The sequence below is a fragment of the Bernardetia sp. genome (genome assembly GCF_020630935.1).
Lineage (GTDB): Bacteria > Bacteroidota > Bacteroidia > Cytophagales > Bernardetiaceae > Bernardetia.
Map to the genome: position 1 here is coordinate 40,605 of NZ_JAHDIG010000004.1, position 20,360 is coordinate 60,964.

Below are 20,360 nucleotides of genomic sequence, written 5' to 3' on the forward strand. Positions count from 1 at the left end.
TGATTAAAATTTATTCCTCCTCGTCACTTTCCTCCTCATAATCAAAAATATTTCGAATGTAGAGAGATGCTTTTACCGTTCCTTCATCTGCATTATGTTCCATAATGAAACCTAATTTTTCACAGATTTTACGCATCGCCATATTTTCAGGTAAAATATCTGCTGTAAGCAGCTCTATACCTTCACTACGACACACTTCTACAGCTCTTGTCAAAAGTTTTGAGCCTAATCCTTCACCTTGATAACCATCAACGATAGTCATTCCAAATTCGGCTTCTTTTGTTCCGTGTAGCTTGATAATTCGAATAGCACCAATAATTTCATTCTCTTCTTTTTTCTTCTCAATTTCTATAATAAGTGTAAGCTGTCTGTCATAATCAGCAAAACAAATTCTTGAAAGACGCTCGTGTGAAGCTCTTTGGTCTAGGCTGACAGCGTGGAAAAATCTAAAATAAACACTCTGTGGGGAAAGTCGCTTGTGAAAGTTTGCCATAAGGGGTTCATCCTCTGGACGTATTGGACGAATCAACACTTCTTGCTTACTCTTTGGAAGTACCCAACGTTCCTCATATTCTGAAGGATATGGACGTATAGCCAAACGAATAAGGTCTTCTCCTTTTACCTCTGTAGGTTGTAATACCATAACAGCATCAAGAATGGAAACTCCTTCTGTACGAGAAACTGAAATTGGGTTAAGATAAATTTCTTTGATGAAAGGTTGTTCTATAATCAGTTGGCTAAACCGAACCATAGACTGCTCTAAAAGTTTTAGAGTAGGTTCATGCACATCATCTCTACTTACTAAGTTTTTATAAATTGTCGTTTGTTCGATGGCTCTTCTAGCTAAGGTAGTATTAAGGGGTGGCAAGGCTATGGCTCTATCCTCATAATATTGCATCGAATTTCCACCATTTCCAAAGAAAATAATCGAACCAAACTGTGCATCTACTTTACTTCCCATTAACATTTCAATATCTTCACTAGTATTCATTTCCTGTACAGTAACTCCCAAGAACTTACCTTCTCCTACTCTTTCTTCAATATTTTTCTTGATGTCTTGGAAAGCATTTCTGACAGCTTGTTCATCTTTTAAATAAAGACGCACTCCACCAACTTCACTCTTATTGATAATATTATCAGAATACACTTTCAAAACAACAGGTTTTCCAATAGATTCGGCTTGTTGCCACGCTTCGTCTTCAGAAAGAGCCAAGCGTGTATCAACAATAGGCAAATTATAAGCTGCCAAAATAAGTTTGGCTTCCCATTCTGTCAAGATTCCTCTACCTTCTATGCGTGCATTGGCAATAATTTGTCCTACAATTTCCCTACTAGGAGGGTTATTTTTCATTTCATTCGAAATACGAGGCGTCTGATAGATACCTTTTAAATTGTAGGCATATTTCCATAAATAATTAAAAATATGAGCTGCAGCATCTGGATATTGAAAATTAGGAATACCAGCTTGGGAGAGCAAGTTACGTCCTTCCTTTGTAGTGTCTCCTCCCATCCAACTAACAAGAATAGGTTTCTTTTTAAGAGGAGCAAATCGGAGCAATTTTTTTGCTGTTTCGGTAGGCTGGCTTACTGCTTGTGGCGCAAGTACTACTAAAAGCCCATCTACATTTTTATCTTCTAAAAGAACTTCTGTTGCTATTTCGTAAAGTTCAGGAGTAGCAAACTGATGTAAATCCAAAGGGTTTTCGTATTCCCAGTGTTTAGGTAAATGTGCTGAGAGTTTTTCGATTGTAACTTCAGACAAGGAGGCTAGTTCTCCATTACCTTTTTCAAGCATACTTGTAGCAAGCTGTGCTGGTGCATTGGCATTAGTAAGGATAGCTAATTTTTTTCCTTTTGGTCTTGGTTGCTTTGAGATGACTTCTACCATAAAAAATACTTCTGCCATTGTATCTACACGAAGCATTCCCGAACGGCGAAAAGCAGCATTAAAAATCAAATCTTCATCTACCTCAAAATGAATAGGAGAGATTGCTTGCTTAGAGCTGCTATTCTCTAAATGCTGTCTTTTTCCAGTTTTCAAAACAATAATAGGTTTTGAATAGGAAACTTCTTTGGCTGCTGAAAGAAAAGAACGAGCATAATTGATAGTCTCCATATACAAAACAATAGCTTTGGTATGCTGGTCATCACCAAGATAATGAATTACGTCTCCCCAACTAATATCTATCATTCCACCAATAGATACAAAAGCACTAAAGCCCACATTTTGGCTGCGCCCCCAGTCTAAAACTCCCTCTCCCATTGCACCACTTTGAGAAATAAAACCAATATTTCCTTCTTTTGGACGTTGGTCGGAAAATGTAGCAAAAAGATTGAGATGAGGACGGATAAAACCAATTGAATTTGTACCAATAATTCTGACATCTGCTCTTCTAGCTTCTAATAATACATCAGCTTCAAACTCTACTCCTTTTTCTCCAATTTCTCTAAAGCCAGTAGATAGAATAAGAGCATTTTTCACATTGGCTTCTCCACATTCTCTTATAATTTGTGAAACTGTTCTGGCTGGTGTAATAATAATGACAAGGTCTATAAACTCATCTATGTCTTCAATTTTATCGTAACACGTAGCTCCATTTATTTCATCGTATTTTGGATTTACTGGAAAAACATCTCCTTTATAATCTAACAGAGTTAGGTTTTCGTAAAGGCGTTTGCCTAAAGAGTTCTCTCTTTTACTTGCTCCTACCACAGCAATTGTTTTGGGATGGAAAAGTGCCTCCATCTTGCCTTTATCGTAGGAAGGATGGAAATGACTTGCCGAAACGCCTTCGCCCCAAGAACGAATACCTTCCAAAACACGTTCTAAAATACGTTGAAAAGAATGTTGCATGACCGTTTGGATTCCAATAGCTAATTGATGAGCTACATAATTATAATTTCTTCTGAAAGATAATAAAGAATTTTCTCTTCTGAAATCTTTAACGTCAAAACGGGTCTCTGTTTTGGAATAAGAACTTCTGGTATGAATTGGACTGGGTTGGCGCACCCTTTTTGGATTAGAATATACAACAGGCATCTGTAAAAAATATGATGTAAACAGATAAGATTAAAAAAATTGTTGTGTATTTGTGTAGATATTTCTGCTCTTAACAGAGATAGTTTTTGTGCTTTTTATGCTTGAGTTGCCCTCATAACATTACAAGTGTGTTGATAGTTATTCAAAAAATCAAAAATAATGTTAAAGGATGACCCTTAGTCATAATCAAAGTCATAAATTAGTTTATTTCAGCTATTTAGCTTACTTATACAAAAATACCAAAAATATGGCTCATTTCATTATTTAATGCTTAAAATAACCTTTTTTGAGAATTTTTTAATGCTATTTGTAGCTAATAAAGATAGAAACGTTATTTTTGCAAATAGGTTTTGTTTATCCATACAAAACGTATGAAATAATCATTAATAAATTACTACCAAAATAAATGACTACAATTCAGAAAACAAAAAATGAGTCTATCGTGTTGGCAATAATAGAGTTGGCAGCACAAATGCTCAAAAAAGGCTCAAACCTTACCAGTATGATAGGATTGACCACACAACAATGGATGGTACTTTTATATGTTCAAGGAGACAGAAACATCCCATATTCAGAAGAACGTTTTCAAGATGGAGGAATATTGGCATCAGATATTGCAGAGGCTCTCAATGTTTCTCGTCCTAATATTACTAATCTATTGCAAGTTTTGTCAGACAAAGGGCTTGTAAAACAAGAAAAAGACTCAAGAGACAAACGCCGAAAAGTATTGGTCTTGACAAGAAAGGGAGAAGAAGCTATTGCAAAAGTGCATCCTTTGAGAGAAAACTCTAATTTGAGGCTACTCTACGATTTTAGTGAAGAAGAAAAGGAAGATTTATTGCAAAAACTAATGCACTGCCTAGACCGTATGCACGGAAGAATTTAGAGATATATAAACTCTCTCTAAAATAAAAGCCCTCTCAAAACTTGGTTTGAAAAGGCTTTTGTTATTTTTATAATAGCTTACTTATTTTTTGTATTATTATAACGACGACGAGGATTTGGCGTTTTTAAGTCCAAATCTATCGGAGGACGCACATTGGAGCGAGGTCTTCTCCTAGATACTCTCTCCTCTTTATTGCCATCTTTCAAACGAGCCAAACGAGAACTTTCTTTTTGCTGTTCTTTCTGTTTGTCCTCCTTAACAGAGGCTTTACTACTCTCTTGTAAGTTTTGATGTAGCTTTTCTATTACACTATCTTTTTTATTATCAGACTTACTTTCAGTCGTTTTTTGCGCTTCTGTTATCTGTTTTTGTGAATTTTCATTCTTAGCTTTATCATTTTTTTTGTCGTTCTGAACATCCTCTTTTTCATCTTTCACATTCTGACGAGTTGGTCTTCTATTACTTCTAGTCTTTCTATTAGACCTACTGTATTTGCTACGACGATTTTTCTTTGGCGTATCTTTTTCTTCAGCATTTGCTGATGGATTAGCTTCTTCTACTTTCTTCTCTGTATTAGAAGTTACTTTCTTTCGCTGAGAGGCTCTAACAGGAGAAGTTTCTTTTTGATTTTCTTGTTGCTTTTCTTGAACTAAACCTTCCTTATTTTCCTCCAAACGTTTATTTTGGTGATTTTGTCGTTCATTAGGATTCTCAACAACAGGTTTTTGTCTTTGCTTAGGCTTGAAGTTGCTTTTTCGTTCTACTTTTTCTTTAAAGTCTTGTTTTTTATCATTTACAGATTCAGCAAATTCTTCTTTAGCTTTGGGCTTTGTATTGTTAGATTTTTTATTTCTTGCTCTTTCCATAGCTAATCTTGCTCTTTCAGAACGTGCAGCCTTACTGTTACTGTCCTTTGTGCTGTTATCATCCTCTGTTTTACTTCTTTCCTTCTTTTTAAATTTAGAAGTATTGGTAAGGCTTTCTTTTTTATCTCTACGTGCGACTCTATCCATCAAAGTAACAGGAGATGAAGGCACTTTGTGCTGACTTTTTGTTCCCTTTGAACCGTGTATTTTAGGGTCATAATCAACAATTTTTTCATTCGTAATTTTTATACCACTTGGCTTGTTGTTTTGGTCGTAATAATAGCGAATAATGTGTTCGTTGATAGACTGATAGGTTTGTATATTTTCTCTGATATAAAACCCAACAATGCCTCTATATGTCTTACCTTTTTCACAACTTTTTTGTAAGAGTTTGTCATCTACAAGGGCAGAACTACAATTCGTACAGAAATAATTTTCTGTTGAAATAATAATTTGAGGAATTGAATTGGTAGCACATACAAAAGCTGCTGTTTTTTTCTCTGTTTCTGATTCACACCTAGGACAATGAGAAGTTGCTTTAATGCGCTGTGTGCTGTATAAGTTTTGTACGTGTCCTTTAAAAAGACCAAGGTTTGTTTTCTTTTCAAATGCTTTTATTTCTTCTCTGCATTCTTCTTTGCTTAGTGAGGTCAGGTTTTTCGCTGTTCCACCCAAACCAACGAGTTTGCGTAGCCAATTTATCATAGTTTTGTTATAAAATTTTTAAGAGTAATTCATTCAATTACTTCTTTGCTTGTAATAGTTTTAAAAATGTATCTAAGAGATAGTATAAATTTAAAATAAACAGAACCTAAAACATTTGTCTGTAATATGAATTTGATTATTAATCCTGTCTTAAAACGCTAGTTAAAAATATTAAAGGTTATCACGGTTTTTTACAAGTCTGACTGTTAGTAATTTAGCAAAAATCAAATCGTGTCTATTTCTCCATAGGGTTTGCAAACCCTATGGAGAAATGAACTTTACAAAATTAAATGTGATAAGGTTGATTGATTCAAGATTCTGTTATGCTTGAAACTTTCTTATCAAAAATATGTTTTCAAGATGCTATTCTCACATTTCTGCTTCCAAAATTATCTATATGCACTCCTAAATGTATATGAATTTAAAGTATTGCAAACTTCTAAATAGTATTACATATTTTGTATTTCACATCCAATATCTACTCATCACTATTTCGAAATTTCTGCAAAGTTCGTCAAAATTTTGGATTTTATATTCAATTCACTATACAGAATACAAATTTTTTATCATAATTCAAATCTTTTTTCATTGAAGATTTTATAAAAAACACCTTCTCAAATAGTATTTTCAACGTATGCCTACTTCAAAACAACTACTCAAACGCATTCAAAAAAACGAAATTCTTGCCATGGAATCTCGCTTTAGAGCTAATTTTATCAACTCTATTTCTGGCTTTAAAAGTGTCGGACTTATTGGCTCTATTTCTAAAGAAAACAAAACCAATTTAGCTATTTTTAGTCAAGTATTTCATTTGGGAGCAAACCCTGCTCTAATGGGGTTTATTGTTCGTCCAGATATTTCGCCTCGGCATACATTAGAAAATATTGAAGCACAAAAATATTTTACCTTCAACCACATCAAAGAAGAATTTTTTAAGAAAGCGCATCAAACAGCTGCTCGCTATTCAAAGGAAGTTTCTGAATTTGAAGCTACTGGACTAACTCCTCACTTTGAAAATGATTTTGTTGCTCCTTATGTCAAAGAATCGGAGTTTAGAATCGGATTGAAACTAGAGGAAAGACACGATTTGAGTATCAATAATACTATTTTTTTGATTGCAAGTGTACAAGAAGTGATTTTAAATGAAGAAATTATAGAAAAAGATGGCTATCTTGATATTGAAAAGGCTGGGACAATTACTACTTCTTGTTTGGATAGTTACCATACAACAACAAGACTAGAACGACTGCCCTACGCAAAACCATAATATAAATCTATAATTCTTGCAAAAACTACACAACAACAAACAAATGAACACCCATCAAGAAAAACTTAATGAAAACGACGAATATCGTCTTACTTTTTCTTATTCACAAGAACAAGTCAATCGCTTTGCAGAGGTAACAGGCGACAACAACCCATTACATTTGGATGAAGAGTATGCCTCCAAAACGATGTTTAAACGTCCGATTATGCACGGATTTTTAGGAGGAAGTGTTTTTTCTAAGATTTTTGGAACACTTTTTCCTGGAGAAGGAACAATTTATATGAACCAAACCATGAACTTTATGCGTCCTATGTTTGTAGATACAGAATATGAAGCTGTTATGACAATTATGGAAGTAAATAGAGAAAAAAATCGTGCAAAAGTAAAGACAGAAGTTATTGATAAAGCAACAGGAAAAGCTACCATCAGTGGCGAAGCAACCGTTATAAATCCGAACAGATTGTAAAATTATGATGGTTGTAGGGCAAAGGTTCGTCTTTGAAAAACATAAAAAACCGTGTTCTGTGTAGTACAGAACACGGTTTTTTGTATTTTCTATTTCTGTAAAGTCAATTTGTTTTTTAAGTGTAAGAGCATATCTTTCGTTGTGCTTTCCATATCGTATTGATGTTGCCAGTTCCAATCTTTTCTAGCTACACTATCATCAACTGTATCTGACCAAGAATCGGCAATAGATTGTCTTAGTTTGTCTATTTTGTACTCTATTTCTAGGGTTGGAATGTGCTTTTTGATTTCTTCGTAGAGTTCTTTTGGCGTACAGTCAAAGGCGTTTAAGTTATATCCTTCATGAGTTGAAAGTTTATCTTTTTCAGCTTCCATAAGTTCTAATGTTGCACGTACAGCATCTGGCATATACATCATAGGAAGGCGAGTATTTTCTTCTAAAAAGCAACTAAATTTTGTTGCTTCAACAGCCTTGTAAAAAATATCAACAGCATAGTCTGTCGTTCCTCCTCCTGGAAGAGTTTTATAACTAATCAGCCCTGGATAACGTAAAGAACGAACATCTACATTATACTTATTGAAATAATACTCACACCACTGCTCTCCTGCTCGCTTACTGATACCATAAATAGTCGAAGGATTCATAGAAGTATATTGTGGTGCTGGCGAAGGGGTAGAAGTTCCAAAAACAGCAATCGAACTTGGGTAATATATTTTATTTAATTTTTCTTGTTGTGCTATTTCCAAAACATTGAGCAAACCATTCATATTAATATTCCACGTTTGCTTAGGGTTTTCCTCACCTTTTGCTGAAAGAATGGCTGCCAAATGATAGATTTGTGTAATCTTATGTTTTTTGATGCTTGAAAGAAGAGCCTCTCCATCCAAAACGTCAAGGAGTTCGAAGATACTGTTTTCTTCTTGTGGTTTTCGTATATCTGAACCAATAACAGCCTCTTGTCCATATTTTTTCTGAAGTGCAGCAGAAAGTTCTGTTCCTAGTTGTCCGTTTGCTCCAATAATAAGTATTTTTTCCATTATATATTTTGTGTTTATACTGATTTGTTAAGGTCTTTATCTAAAAATTGTGTTGTATATCTATTGTGTGTACAAATTAGGCTAAAAAAAGGGAATCGCAAAAAAAGGGACTTTACTACACAGACTAAACCAAGGGTTGAGAGAACATTATTTGAAAAGGTGCATAGTTTAGTTTGTGTTTTAGCTTATTATTATTTATCATTTTCTTTGCACGTGGTCTATTTTCATACGTTTTGGCAATACTCAGAGTTACTTTTTTAATTAAAGTTGAATGGTAACAGAACTTCACTCGTTAGTTTGGTCTAATGGGTTGTTTAAAATTATTTCTTTGAGCTACAAATGGTAATTTTTTGCTAGTGAAACAAACTCTAACTTTAGAAAAAATAACCAAAAATGTTCAACAGAAACTCAATTTATATCGTTCTAGCTTATACAGCACTTAAAAAGTATATTTTGAAGTTGTTTAAGACCTGAAAGTCGGCGAAACCAATAGAGCAAAAACAAATTATTTATGGTCTACTCTAGCGAGACTGACCTAATAGAATAAGGTCAGACCGATAAGTGTATAAAACTACATTTTTAAACAACTTTTTTGTTAAGCCAACTATCCTAAAAAATTAAGTTATAGATTTCTAAATGTCATCTCAAAACTATCCATCCAACAAAACAAAACCAGACTCTTGGCGTAGGCGCAACGCTAGGCGCACCTTCCGTTTTATCAATAGTATTGTATTGGTAGTTTCGGTAATTTCGTACTTATCTGTTCTTGTTTCTCCACAGTTTTTTTGGCTTTTTGGGTTTGTTTCTATGCTGATTCCGTTTTGCCTTATGGCAAACGTATTTTTTGTATTGCTTTGGTGGTGGCGCAAGCGTTGGTATGCTTTGTATTCTCTACTTGTGTTAGTGATAGGTTTTCCATTTTGGCAAGCCAGCATTAGCTTTGGAGGGCTTTTAGAAGAGGATTTTGAAGAAAATAGAAATTATCTCTCTGTTTTGTCGTATAATGTAAGAGAGTTTGATGTCTATCAGAGAAAAAATGATGATTATACAGTAACAAAGAATACTATCAACTGGATAAAAAATGATACTTCCGATATTATCTGTATTCAAGATTTTTATAATTCGGAAACTCATACTGTTCTCAATACTAGAGAACAGTTAGCTAAAGAAAAAACAGAAACACCCTATTATTTTCATAAGCGTTATACCTCAGCAAACCACGGAAGAGGAAAGTTTGGTATCGCTATTTTTTCAAAATATCCATTTATAAATAAAGGCGAAGTTCCGTTTAAAGTCAGAACAGCTAATGGTGCTATCTTTGCCGATATTGTAAAAAATAATGATACTATCCGAATTTATAATATTCATTTAGAATCAATGAGTATCAATCAGAACGAACTCCAACCTTTAGACAAACCAGAGGAAACGTTTTGGTATGCAGGTAGTAGGCTAAAAAAAGGATTTGCAAGCCGAGCAGAACAGGTGGAAGCTATTATCAATCACATTCAAGCCAGTCCGTATCCTATTATTTTGTGTGGCGATTTAAACGATTTACCATACAGTTATACTTACTTTAAATTACACCACAGCTTAGAGAATGCTTTTGAGAGCAAAGGCTTAGGAACAGGCTTTACCTTCAATGGAAAACTTTTTTTCTTGCGAATAGACAATCAGTTTTATGATGAGGAAAAAATAGAGTGTCTGTATTTCAACACCCATAGAGAAATTCCGTTTTCTGACCATTATCCTGTTCGTGGGATTTATTCTATCAAGTAGAAACCATTTTGTAAAAACAAAATTGCTTTATTTTTTTTATCTTTCTACACTTTACTTTTGTCTAAAAAAGGCGTTATTTGTACTATGAAAGAAAAAATTATAGAAGTAAAAGCAAAACTTAGTTTTGAAGAATACCTAAGGCTGAATTTTTCGTTGCTCCTACGAAGCAAAATAGTTTGGTTGAGTATTTTTTTGGCTACTATGCTGGTAGTGATGCTTTTAGAAAAACGTATTACAGATGGAGAGTGGGCAGACTCAGAACTCAAACTTGGCTTACTTTTGAGTTTGATGGTATTTTTATTTTTGGTATTGCCTATCTTGACTTACCTTCGAACAAAATCATATTTTGAAGAACATCCTGCACTCTCTGAACTCACAACTTTCTATTTTGAACCTGAGCGCATCGAAGTTGTAACCTCTGAAAGCCACGCTACTCTCACTTGGAGAAGAATCTATAAAATAAGAGAGTTCAAACATTATTTACTCATCTACCAAAATAGGCATATTGCGTATGTTGTTCCTAAAAAATCTTTTAATCCAGAAAGTGATATGGAAAAGGTAAAAGAAATGATTCGTACCAAAACAAAGTTAGGACACAAACTCAAAGAGTAAATCATATATTTTTGTAATTATAATTTTGCACTAGATAATTTCTTATGCTTTGTTCAGTTTCTACTTTCGGTATAGTATTGTTGTTCTTAATAATAGCAGCTTTTTTTGCTCTTATAGCACTTGGTGTAGGGAGTTTTTTGCGTCCTAATAATCCTACAACAGAAAAAAATAGCACGTATGAGTGTGGAGAAGAAACTATATTGGGTAGTTGGGGCAAATTCAATATTCGTTTTTACCTGATAGCTTTAGTTTTTGTTCTCTTCGAAGTAGAAATCATTTTTTTGTTCCCTTGGGCAAAAGTTTTAACAGACACAAAAGTACAAGCCATAGAGAGTAACTGGCAAGTTTATGCTTTCACAGAAGGATTATTGTTTATTATTATTTTAGTAATGGGTTTGGGCTATCTTTGGAAAAATAATTTACTAAATTGGCAGTTAAATAGCATCAAAGAAGATATTTCAAAGGATGATTTAACAAAGAATAAACAAATTATTCCTAATACAGCTTATCAAAGCATAAATACAAGATATAGCCAGAAAAAAAACTCAATCAATAATTAAACACAAAATATCTGCTTTAAAAATTATTATTTCAACTGATTATTGAACGATGACTTGGATAAAACTTTTACTTAGCCTAGGAACTGCCTTTGCAGTCTGTTTGCTTCTGATTCCAGAAATTATCAAAATTGCTAACTCTCGCAATATTCACGACGTGCCTAATGAGCGTAAAATTCATACAGGAAAAATTTGTTCTTTTGGTGGAGTGGGTATTTTTTTTGGTTTCATTATCTCTACCCTAACGTGGTCTTTTGTAGATATGACACTCAATATGGAATTTTTATTAGGAGCTGTTTTGGTCATGGTAGTGGTGGGAATGCGAGACGATTTTTTACCTCTGAGTGCTTTTTGGAAACTCATAGGGCAGTTTGTAGCCATAGCTGTTCTGATAATAGGTGATATTCGAATTTATTCTCTTTATGGCTTTTTAGGAGTATATGAAGTTAATTTTTTCTTTAGTTGCTTAATAACAGGATTTATTGTCATTGTGATTACCAATGCATTTAACCTCATAGACGGCATAGATGGCTTGGCTGGTTCGGTGGCACTCATTGTATTTAGTTTTTTTGGGCTGTGGTTTGCTTTAGAGGGAAGTTATGCCCTTTCTGCTATGTGTTTGGCTATTTTGGGCAGTGTGGGAGGTTTTTTATATTACAATTATAGCCCTGCAAGAATATTTATGGGAGATACAGGGTCTCTAATGTTGGGTTTCCTAGCTACTGGACTCTTAATTATTTTTCTTAATAAAAATGCAGCTTTGCCTACAACAAATGAATTACACATTGTTGCTCCTTTGTCGCTTATGTCTTCCTTGATGGTATATCCACTTTTCGATACTATTCGTGTTTTTATGTTGAGAGCATTAGCTGGACGTTCTCCTCTTTCTCCAGACCGTAATCACATTCATCATTTGCTTTTAGATATAGGCTGTAACCATTATAGTATTGTGGGTATTGTCATTTTCTTAAATATACTATTTGTATTTGTCTTTACTTATATCGGACAAATGGGATATTTGTCAGACAACTGGCTTGTTCCTATCATCGTCTTGACAGCAAGCAGTTTTGCTATTTTTCTACATAGGAGAGTAAAGCGCAAAAGAGAAGTGGTGAATGTCTAAAACTAAAATAGTTCTTGTTTTGAAACAAATTGAAAAATATGAATTAGAGAAGAAAAGTAAATTTTCGTTTATGTATAAATTTTTATTTCTGTTGTTTTTTATTTTTTCTAATTCTTTAAAAGCACAACAGATACCACTTTCTCACGAAAAACTCCATCAGCAGCCCACATTTTATTCTCTAGAAGATGCGCTGAAAGTTCCCTTAAATGTCTATATACTAGATTTATCAGAGCAAAATTTAGATAGTCTGTCAAGTGAGATTTCAAAACTCAAAAACCTTCAAGAATTGAGTTTATATAAAAATAATCTTAAGACCTTGCCAAAAGAATTATGGGAGCTAAAAAACTTAGAGGAATTAGCCTTGGAAGATAATTTATTTGAGAAACTACCTGCTGAAATAGGTTTATTACGAAATTTGGATATGCTCTATGTAGGAAGTAATCGTCTAACAGAATTACCAGAGGAGCTTGGCAACTTGAAAAGATTAAGTTTCTTAGGAGCGCACAATAATCAACTTACAACTCTTCCAAAAACACTCATCGACACAGAATTGGTCATATTGTATGTACCCAACAACTTATTTTCAGAAGCTGACAAAAAAGCTATTCGGCAACTCTTCCCACAATGTGATATAGATTTTTGAGTAACATTTAAAGATAAAGACACATTATAGTTTTACAATATGTCTTTATCATATATTTATGAATTTTGAGGTTCAAAATCTTTTAGCCAATCCTTTGCTTCCTCTAAGTCATCGAAGAAGTGCATTGTATAACTATTGTCTGTCATATCTTTTCCTATTTTTTTGACAGCCAACTGATTGAAAACATCCTTTGACATAACCACAGCAGCCGTTCGAATGCCAGCCTCTAATAAACGAGGAAACCAGTCTTCATTTGTCCATTTTTGGTCGTTTGGAGAAATAGCTCCCATATTTGCCATATCAGCAAGCCATTTGCTTACATGCTTTTCTTTTACTTTTTCCAATCCTGTATTCATTCCATATTTATAATTTTCTGTAGTGGCAAAACCCGTCCACTGCATGTGAATACATTGTACGTCTTCATTGTGATGAATAGTAAGATATTTTTCTTCGAATAAAGCCATAAATCAGTAGTTTTTTAAGTAAAAGTAAGTTTATTGTAAAGCAGATTTGTTATTTATAGACCTCATTGTAATATCGAATGGTTTTTAATAGGTCATCTCTATTGCGTAATTTGTTGTCGTGGTCTAATAAGTAGAGTTCCATGACTTCTTTCTTTTCTCCAAACAAATCCATAATAGCCTCTCGGCTCTCCTCTACATCTACAACATTTCCTTCGTTATCTAAAAGAAAGTAATCATCTTCTTGTACGACATAACTGCCTCCATTGACCCAACCACCCCACATATAAGGCGAATAATAACCAGCCTGTCTTACTACAAAATTCTCTCTGCAAAGCAGTGTTATTTTGCCCTCGGTTAGCAACTCAAAAAAGTAGAGAACTCTATAATCATCTTTTACCACTTGAGGTAACGCATAAAAATAACGTACTCGCTTTTGTAATTCGTCTTGAATCCAAAACTGCTCCACTTGAGAAGCATTGTAAGAACGAAGTTTGTTATCGGAAGTCCTGACAGTAATATTATTTTGGTCTAAATCATACCTAATACTTCCTTTTATATTTTCTTCATTAAATAGATAGGCTTCGCCTTTATGCCAATATTCTTTTGAAAAGTTTTGTCCATATATTTGATGAGAAAATAAGGAAAAAAGCAAGTAAAATACACAGAACAAACTTCGCATAGGTAATTTTATTTGGTAGAATAGCATCTGAAAAATCAGTTTATAGAATTAGTAAATTAGTTTTAAGAACTACAACTAAACAAAGAGTGTTCTAATAATTTATAATTCCAATTTTTTTATCTTTTAATTTTACATTGATAAAATTTTTCAGACGGTCTTCGTATTTTTGACGTGTATATCTATTTCTAGCTGGCTCGCCTTCCCATTTTACAAGTAGCATAAAGGCTAAAGAATCGTTCTCAAAATCTGTCTGACGCACCCTTGCTACTCCAATTTGTGTTAGTTCTGGATAAATTGCTTTGAGTTCATTTTTTATTGTTTCAAATGGCAGTGTATCTCCTCTTGCATAAAGAAGTTCATTTTTTAGTTCTTCAATTTCCCTATCTTTTCCTGTTATAATATCGTCCTTTTGTTTGTATGTCCCCATTTCTTCCCGAAACTTTATTTCAATATAGCGTTTGGCATTGTTCATAACTGTTCGTTCCACACGAGTTTCAGAATCAGCAGGCTCTTCCGACTGTACAAGTTCAATGTGAATACTGTCATTGCTATCAAAACCTGTAAGTTGCCAAGTATTTCTCACCTCTTCATTAAACGTTTTTTCTAAACTAAGAAGCGAATCGTAATTGATATAACTTCCTGCTCCAAAACTAATAACACGTAGTCTGTAAATATTGGTAGAGTCTAGCTTTACTTTCCACTGTACAGAGTTTAAATCGTAGTTTGGATTTATATTTTCTGTGATGAATGTAGAAATACGCTGATGGCGAAAATTTTCTGTCAGTTTTTTAAATAAAAACCAAACACTCGGAACAAGTAATAACGTAAGCACTACATACGCTGTCATTCTTGCACGCCTTGCCAAAACAGGATTCAAAACCTCCACATACGGAAACTTCAAAAAGCGCACAATCATGTAGGTAGAAAGACTTATAAAAACAGCATTTATAAAAAATAAATAAAATGCTCCAGCAAAAACATCCCACTGTCCAGTAGCTAACCCAAAACCAGACGTACAGAGAGGAGGCATTAAGGCTGTCGCAATCGCCACGCCTGGAATGGCATTTGTTTTTTCTGTACGAGAACCTGCAATAATCCCTGCCAAACCACCAAAGAAAGCTACTAAAACATCTAACAAATTGGGTTCGGTTCGTGAAATCATTTGTTCGGTTAGAAGTCCCAATGGAGTAATTTTGAAATAGATGACACTTGTTACTAGCGTTAAGAGAATAGCACTTAAAAAATTTCGAACCGATTTGATGAGTGTTTCTCTGTCGTTGATGGCAGCTCCCAAGCCAATCCCCAAAATAGGAGACATCAAAGGAGAAATAAGCATGGCTCCGATAATTACAGCAGCCGAATCCAAATCTAATCCGATAGAAGCAATCATTACTGAGCAAATCAAAACCCAAAGGTTTGACCCTTCCAACACAACTCCCGACTTAATGCTTTTTACTGTTCCTACATAATCTGTATCAGAAGCAAGGTGGGTAAGACGAAAGAAAAAATCTTTGACAAATTTCCAAGAGTCTCGCAAGCCGTGTTGCCATTCTGGATAATCGTGCTTTATAACTTCTTCTTGGGAGGTAGAGTTTTTTTCTTCCTGCATAACTGAACTTACAATTAGGTAAAAAATAGCTTTTGTCTTGAATTGATATACTAAAATACTCTTTTTCTGATAAAGAAGCCAAATTTAGAGTTTTTTATTAGAATACTGGAAACTAAGAGTAATTTTCATTCTGTGAAGCAAAGAACAGAGATAAGAGGCATTTTTTTTATCTTTTTATGCTATAGCTAATAAACCCCATCTATAAAGCTAGATTATTGATGGGGTTTGGTTATAATTATAGAAATTATCTTCTAACATAAAATTGGTACGAATAAGTAATCGTTTTGGATTGTCCTTTAGCGAGTTTTAGTTCCCACGTAACATCATTGATTGGATTGATAGCATAATAATTTGGTCGTTTTTTGGTTTCCCAATCGGAATCTGTTTTGAGCATTTCTCCAATAACTGTTCGGCTTACTTTCAGATTTATTTCCTTGTCTTTATAATTTTTGACTTCAATCGTTGCTGTAGCTGTAACCAAATCATAGACAATTTTTTTCATCTTGATATTCGTCTGTCTGTCTGTTTCTTGCTCATTATCTTTTACCAAAACATCTGGAGCAACGGTTAGGCGAAGCATCGTTTTAGAAGTTTTGGCTGTATATTTTAGCATATCTTGGCTCAATACCTGTGGGTCGGCTGTGGTACTTACACTACCATCTTTTACTTTTCTAGGTTGTGTAACCATTGCTGTTCCTGTTGTCCAAGGAAAATCTGTTGAGTTTTTGAGTTCTAGTGAATGATAAACATCATTTCTTTGCTCTTCATCTTTTTTATAAACTACATTATAGCCGTTATTTTGAGGAATTTCTACTTCATAAATATGCTTATAATCTACCTCTTCGTTGAAAAGTGAATACAAAGCTCGCCCTCCTTTTGGAAGCGTAACACCTTTTCTAGTATAGAAAAATAAATCTTCCTGCGACTGTGTCTCTACTTCATCTACATCGCCTCCACCTCCATAAACATCCATTTCGTCCATTTGATAATTCATAGATTGAGTAGTTATCATATTCGAAAGGTTATTTTGTCTTCTATATCTTAAATCATTTCCAGACGAGCCATTGAGTTGACTCAAAAAAGCCTCTAAGCTCTGATTCGAAACAAATGGAGAAACCAATCTATCATATTTGAAATTTGGAACTCCCACTACTAAACTAAGGGTTGCATTTTTAATGTCTTCTGCATCGTTTACGAGTTCGGCACGCAAAACGATTTGTGCTTTTTTATCGTCTTTCAAATGAACTAAATAACTTGGAAGCCAACCAATGCCACGTTGTAAATATGCCATCTCTACATTTTCTTGTGTGCCAGCCTTATCAATTTCCACTTCTATGATACGCTGTTCTTTTAGAGGAGAGTAGTCTGTATTTGGTTTTTTGGAAAAAGAAATTGCCTTTATTTCGTTCATATAAATTGCCATAAATCCAACTTTTGGTTTTGTGGTTTCCAAAAATATCATTCCACTTTTTAGATTTACGTCTTGAATTGTGCCTACAACTTCTGTCTCTTTTTCCCCTTCGGATTTGAGGGTGAGTTCTACATTTTTGCCTTTATTGGCATAAAGCATTTCAGAGAGGTTTGTAGCTTTTTTTGAATCAGTCTCTTCTTCACTTTCATAGCTTTTCAAACTGCTTATGGGCTTTCCATTGGTATAAAACCAAAATGTTCCGAAAAGAGCTTGAGGCAATGATTTGATAATAAATTTTCCTCTCTGTTCTCCGTCTTTTTCAGCTTTTAGCGTCATGGGGTTGAAGAAAAAACCTGTTCCGTTCTTGAAAACAGCTACTCGTTGTTCTTTATTAGAGTTAGTCTGTGAGAAAGCAGTCATAAAAATAGAGGTAATAAAAAATAAACTTAGAAAGATTGATTTGTAGTTCATGAGTGAGCTAATTTAGTTTGAGATAAAAAAATGATGCAGTATAGTTTTTTATAATTTATAAGAAGATGCTTTGCTGCATAATTTACATAAATAAATCAGAAAGTTTTAAACTTTTTAAGTTTTGAAGGGAGTTGTTATGCTTTCTATCAAAACAAAACAGCAGTTTATTTGTAATTTGAACACTAAGAAATACAGTCTGAATTTTGAACTGTTGTTCTTTTGCCTTTCTTTCCAATAATTTGAACTAAAAAATGACAGCTGAAGATTTTACTCAACACGATATTGTAAGAAACCTTATCAAACAACTCAAAAAAAAAGGAGTGCATCACAAAATTTTTTCTGATGTTTTGGATGATGAAGGTAATCAGTATGTAGATTTGGTACAAGAAGGTGGAGGTGTTTTAGGAATTGCCTTAATTGGTTATGTACATGTTTTGGAACAGATGGGCATTCGTTTTTTAGGGTATGCAGGAACTTCTGTAGGGGCAATTAACACAATTTATATGGCTTCTATTGATGACCGAACTAAGCCCAAAACGGATAAAATGATAGAACTCATTGCTAATAAGAATTTTATAGATTTTATAGATGGAGATGAAAATGCAAGAGAATTTGCGATTGCAATAAGCGAAAACGATGGAGAAATTCATTGGAGTAAACTAATATGGAGAGGGGTAAAAGCATTTAGCAAACTTTGGGAAGACTGGGGACTCAACCCTGGAATACATTTTTATTATTGGTTTACAGAAGCTCTCGGCAAAGAAGGTGTTTATACTTCATTAGATGTTGAGCGAAGAGTGGCAAAGCTTCCTAATTTGCGTATTAGAAAAGGTATAAATCAAAGTATTGAAGGGATAAAGGCTACCATTTCTATTGTAGCTACTGATATTACAACGGAGTCGAAAGTGATTTTTCCTGCTATGCGACATTTATACTGGGAAAATAGCCATCTTATCAATCCAACAAATTTTGTACGTGCTTCTATGTCTATCCCATTTTTCTTTACTCCTTATAAGGTTACAGACATTCCTAAAGGAAAAAAAGCACAAGCCAACTGGAAAAATACAGTAGATTATCGTGGGGCGATTCCAAAAGAAGTTTTTTTTGTAGATGGAGGCATTATATCAAATTTTCCTGCCGACGTCTTTCATAAGCTACACGTTCCACGCTTACCCTCCTTTGGAGTAAAACTAGGCACAGAACGCAACCGACCTAATGACATTACAAATCCTTTTGTTTTTACAAGAGCGATTGCCGAATCGATGCGACAAATTGCAGATTATAATTTTATCCTTCGCAACAGAGACTATCGCCAGCTGATTACGTGGATAGACATTGGAAATCATAACTGGATAGACTTTACGCTTTCTTATGAAGACAAACTAGACCTTTTTATTCGTGGTGCAAAGGCAGCAGCACACTTTTTAAGAACATTTGATTGGCAGAAATACAAAGATACTCGTGCAGCACAAAATCCTTATGGCATTCTTCCTCCTAAAAATGATTTTAGTATTAAGCCTTAAAAAACACTGAAGTTATTTAAAACCTAAAAGCGATCGAAGCTACACAATCATCGGTACTGACCTATCGGTCTGACCTTAATTAAATTAGAACAGACCAAAAACTATATCAAAGATATTTTAATACTCTGATTTGCAGCATTTAAAGTCAAAAACTCGTTCTTTAAAAAACGTTAATCATTTTTTACTACTGTTTAAACGCTATATCAAGTATGAAAATAAATCTACCAAAACCGTGTCATGAGGATTGGAATAAAATGACGCAAGAAGACAAAGGGCGTTTTTGTGGCTCTTGTCAGAAAATTGTCGTTGATTTTTCAGTTATGTCAGATAAAGAAATAGTCAATTACTTCAAAGAATATAAAGGAAATAATACTTGTGGACACTTCAAAAAAAATCAGATAGACCGAACTTTAAAACAAGGAACTCCAAGAAGAACATTTTTCCTCAAAGAACTCGCTACAGCTTGTGTAGCTTTTTTTCTAGCTTCTACTGAGGCAAAAGCGCAGATAGGAGATATACCCTTAACAGAAAAACAAACAGAACAAAATAACTTAGAAAGCGATGAAGGTAAAATTGTCATTAATGGAAAAGTAAAAAATGGTAATGAACTTTTAGCAAATGCTACTATTTCTATAAAAGACACAAAGCAAAAAACACAATCGCTAGAAAACGGAAGTTTTTCTATCTCTATTCCTAAAGAAATAACTCAAAATAATGAGGTTGTAACGCTAGTAATAGAATATGAAGGGTTGGAAAGTAGAGAAATTGAAATCAAACCCTCAATTACTCATCAGTTTTATGAAATAGACTTTGCTGAAAATACACCACTCACAGATGCCTTAGCTGGACAAACAGATGGTGTACAGATTATTCACTCTAAAAGAACTATTACTGGAAAAGTAACAAGTAGTGATGGAGCATTACCTGCAGCAACCGTACAAATAAAAGGAACAACAATAGGAACAACAACAGATATGGAAGGGAATTACACATTGGAGAATGTTCCAAATGATGCTGTTCTTGTTTATAGGTTCGTAGGACTAAATTCAAAAGAAGAAACTATAGCCTCAAGAAATACTATAAATGTCCAATTAGAAGATGCTCTGTTAGGAGAAACATTTGTAGTCGGAGGAATATCTAGCAAACCTTACAAATGGTATTCCCCAAGGAATCTTTGGTACAAAATCAGAAATATTTTTAGATAAGACAGTATCCTAGAAATAAT

The 20,360-nt window shown here is 34.0% G+C and carries 17 protein-coding genes; 10 read left to right on the forward strand and 7 right to left on the reverse strand.

Annotated features, from left to right (window positions below; genetic code table 11):
* Positions 1-10: 10 nt before the first annotated feature.
* Positions 11-3,040, reverse strand: a complete 3,030-nt coding sequence (locus QZ659_RS02065; protein ID WP_291721154.1) for a bifunctional acetate--CoA ligase family protein/GNAT family N-acetyltransferase — start codon at positions 3,038-3,040, stop codon at positions 11-13.
* A gap of 406 nt (positions 3,041-3,446) precedes the next feature.
* On the opposite strand from QZ659_RS02065, the gene QZ659_RS02070 reads away from it, so the two are divergent.
* On the forward strand, positions 3,447-3,926 hold the full coding sequence (locus tag QZ659_RS02070) for a MarR family winged helix-turn-helix transcriptional regulator (RefSeq protein WP_291721157.1): 480 nt from the start codon (positions 3,447-3,449) through the stop codon (positions 3,924-3,926).
* Positions 3,927-4,003: 77 nt separating this feature from the next.
* Here QZ659_RS02070 and QZ659_RS02075 read toward each other — a convergent pair whose 3' ends face one another.
* Positions 4,004-5,497 carry a hypothetical protein gene (locus QZ659_RS02075; protein ID WP_291721161.1) on the reverse strand — a complete coding sequence of 498 codons (1,494 nt, stop codon included), beginning with the start codon at positions 5,495-5,497 and terminating at the stop codon, positions 4,004-4,006.
* Between the two features lie 634 nt (positions 5,498-6,131).
* Between QZ659_RS02075 and QZ659_RS02080 the strand changes: the two genes are divergently transcribed.
* Positions 6,132-6,764, forward strand: a complete 633-nt coding sequence (locus tag QZ659_RS02080; protein ID WP_291721164.1) for a flavin reductase family protein — start codon at positions 6,132-6,134, stop codon at positions 6,762-6,764.
* A gap of 43 nt (positions 6,765-6,807) precedes the next feature.
* Positions 6,808-7,230, forward strand: a complete 423-nt coding sequence (locus QZ659_RS02085) for a MaoC family dehydratase (protein WP_291721167.1) — start codon at positions 6,808-6,810, stop codon at positions 7,228-7,230.
* 89 nt (positions 7,231-7,319) lie between these two features.
* Here the strand turns inward: QZ659_RS02085 and QZ659_RS02090 are convergent, their stop codons facing one another.
* Positions 7,320-8,267 (reverse strand): NAD-dependent epimerase/dehydratase family protein, encoded by a 948-nt coding sequence (locus tag QZ659_RS02090; protein ID WP_291721170.1) that lies wholly within the window; start codon positions 8,265-8,267, stop codon positions 7,320-7,322.
* A gap of 636 nt (positions 8,268-8,903) precedes the next feature.
* Between QZ659_RS02090 and QZ659_RS02095 the strand changes: the two genes are divergently transcribed.
* The 5 genes from QZ659_RS02095 (at position 8,904) to QZ659_RS02115 (ending at position 12,978) form a co-directional block, all read left to right on the forward strand.
* Positions 8,904-10,043 (forward strand): endonuclease/exonuclease/phosphatase family protein, encoded by a 1,140-nt coding sequence (locus tag QZ659_RS02095; RefSeq protein ID WP_291721172.1) that lies wholly within the window; start codon positions 8,904-8,906, stop codon positions 10,041-10,043.
* An 84-nt stretch (positions 10,044-10,127) separates the two neighbouring features.
* Positions 10,128-10,655 carry a YcxB family protein gene (locus QZ659_RS02100; RefSeq protein ID WP_291721175.1) on the forward strand — a complete coding sequence of 176 codons (528 nt, stop codon included), beginning with the start codon at positions 10,128-10,130 and terminating at the stop codon, positions 10,653-10,655.
* Positions 10,656-10,699: 44 nt separating this feature from the next.
* A complete protein-coding gene (locus QZ659_RS02105) occupies positions 10,700-11,215 on the forward strand; it encodes an NADH-quinone oxidoreductase subunit A (RefSeq protein WP_291721178.1) in 516 nt (171 codons plus the stop codon).
* 49 nt (positions 11,216-11,264) lie between these two features.
* A complete protein-coding gene (locus QZ659_RS02110; protein ID WP_291721181.1) occupies positions 11,265-12,335 on the forward strand; it encodes a glycosyltransferase family 4 protein in 1,071 nt (356 codons plus the stop codon).
* Between the two features lie 19 nt (positions 12,336-12,354).
* Positions 12,355-12,978, forward strand: a complete 624-nt coding sequence (locus QZ659_RS02115; protein ID WP_291721185.1) for a leucine-rich repeat domain-containing protein — start codon at positions 12,355-12,357, stop codon at positions 12,976-12,978.
* Between the two features lie 56 nt (positions 12,979-13,034).
* Here QZ659_RS02115 and QZ659_RS02120 read toward each other — a convergent pair whose 3' ends face one another.
* The 4 genes from QZ659_RS02120 to QZ659_RS02135 form a co-directional block, all read right to left on the reverse strand.
* A complete protein-coding gene (locus tag QZ659_RS02120; protein WP_291721189.1) occupies positions 13,035-13,442 on the reverse strand; it encodes an STAS/SEC14 domain-containing protein in 408 nt (135 codons plus the stop codon).
* 49 nt (positions 13,443-13,491) lie between these two features.
* A complete protein-coding gene (locus QZ659_RS02125; protein WP_291721192.1) occupies positions 13,492-14,148 on the reverse strand; it encodes a hypothetical protein in 657 nt (218 codons plus the stop codon).
* Positions 14,149-14,212: 64 nt separating this feature from the next.
* Positions 14,213-15,730 (reverse strand): TIGR00341 family protein, encoded by a 1,518-nt coding sequence (locus QZ659_RS02130; RefSeq protein ID WP_291721194.1) that lies wholly within the window; start codon positions 15,728-15,730, stop codon positions 14,213-14,215.
* Between the two features lie 244 nt (positions 15,731-15,974).
* Positions 15,975-17,612 (reverse strand): hypothetical protein, encoded by a 1,638-nt coding sequence (locus QZ659_RS02135; RefSeq protein ID WP_291721197.1) that lies wholly within the window; start codon positions 17,610-17,612, stop codon positions 15,975-15,977.
* A gap of 251 nt (positions 17,613-17,863) precedes the next feature.
* Here QZ659_RS02135 and QZ659_RS02140 point away from each other — a divergent pair, with 251 nt between their 5' ends.
* Positions 17,864-19,135, forward strand: a complete 1,272-nt coding sequence (locus tag QZ659_RS02140) for a patatin-like phospholipase family protein (protein WP_291721200.1) — start codon at positions 17,864-17,866, stop codon at positions 19,133-19,135.
* Positions 19,136-19,344: 209 nt separating this feature from the next.
* Positions 19,345-20,340: a carboxypeptidase-like regulatory domain-containing protein gene (locus QZ659_RS02145; protein ID WP_291721202.1), complete on the forward strand. Its 996-nt coding sequence runs from the start codon at positions 19,345-19,347 to the stop codon at positions 20,338-20,340.
* Positions 20,341-20,360 lie beyond the last annotated feature (20 nt).

What these genes read in the sequence shown, in the direction of transcription:
- QZ659_RS02070 (WP_291721157.1), top strand. Translation starts at nt 3,447, where the DNA reads ATGACTACAATTCAGAAAACAAAAAATGAGTCTATCGTGTTGGCAATA.
- QZ659_RS02120 (WP_291721189.1), bottom strand. Translation starts at nt 13,442, where the DNA reads ATGGCTTTATTCGAAGAAAAATATCTTACTATTCATCACAATGAAGAC.
- QZ659_RS02145 (WP_291721202.1), top strand. Translation starts at nt 19,345, where the DNA reads ATGAAAATAAATCTACCAAAACCGTGTCATGAGGATTGGAATAAAATG.
- QZ659_RS02100 (WP_291721175.1), top strand. Translation starts at nt 10,128, where the DNA reads ATGAAAGAAAAAATTATAGAAGTAAAAGCAAAACTTAGTTTTGAAGAA.
- QZ659_RS02080 (WP_291721164.1), top strand. Translation starts at nt 6,132, where the DNA reads ATGCCTACTTCAAAACAACTACTCAAACGCATTCAAAAAAACGAAATT.
- QZ659_RS02075 (WP_291721161.1), bottom strand. Translation starts at nt 5,497, where the DNA reads ATGATAAATTGGCTACGCAAACTCGTTGGTTTGGGTGGAACAGCGAAA.
- QZ659_RS02135 (WP_291721197.1), bottom strand. Translation starts at nt 17,612, where the DNA reads ATGAACTACAAATCAATCTTTCTAAGTTTATTTTTTATTACCTCTATT.
- QZ659_RS02110 (WP_291721181.1), top strand. Translation starts at nt 11,265, where the DNA reads ATGACTTGGATAAAACTTTTACTTAGCCTAGGAACTGCCTTTGCAGTC.
- QZ659_RS02105 (WP_291721178.1), top strand. Translation starts at nt 10,700, where the DNA reads ATGCTTTGTTCAGTTTCTACTTTCGGTATAGTATTGTTGTTCTTAATA.
- QZ659_RS02085 (WP_291721167.1), top strand. Translation starts at nt 6,808, where the DNA reads ATGAACACCCATCAAGAAAAACTTAATGAAAACGACGAATATCGTCTT.
- QZ659_RS02095 (WP_291721172.1), top strand. Translation starts at nt 8,904, where the DNA reads ATGTCATCTCAAAACTATCCATCCAACAAAACAAAACCAGACTCTTGG.
- QZ659_RS02140 (WP_291721200.1), top strand. Translation starts at nt 17,864, where the DNA reads ATGACAGCTGAAGATTTTACTCAACACGATATTGTAAGAAACCTTATC.
- QZ659_RS02065 (WP_291721154.1), bottom strand. Translation starts at nt 3,040, where the DNA reads ATGCCTGTTGTATATTCTAATCCAAAAAGGGTGCGCCAACCCAGTCCA.
- QZ659_RS02125 (WP_291721192.1), bottom strand. Translation starts at nt 14,148, where the DNA reads ATGCTATTCTACCAAATAAAATTACCTATGCGAAGTTTGTTCTGTGTA.
- QZ659_RS02130 (WP_291721194.1), bottom strand. Translation starts at nt 15,730, where the DNA reads ATGCAGGAAGAAAAAAACTCTACCTCCCAAGAAGAAGTTATAAAGCAC.
- QZ659_RS02090 (WP_291721170.1), bottom strand. Translation starts at nt 8,267, where the DNA reads ATGGAAAAAATACTTATTATTGGAGCAAACGGACAACTAGGAACAGAA.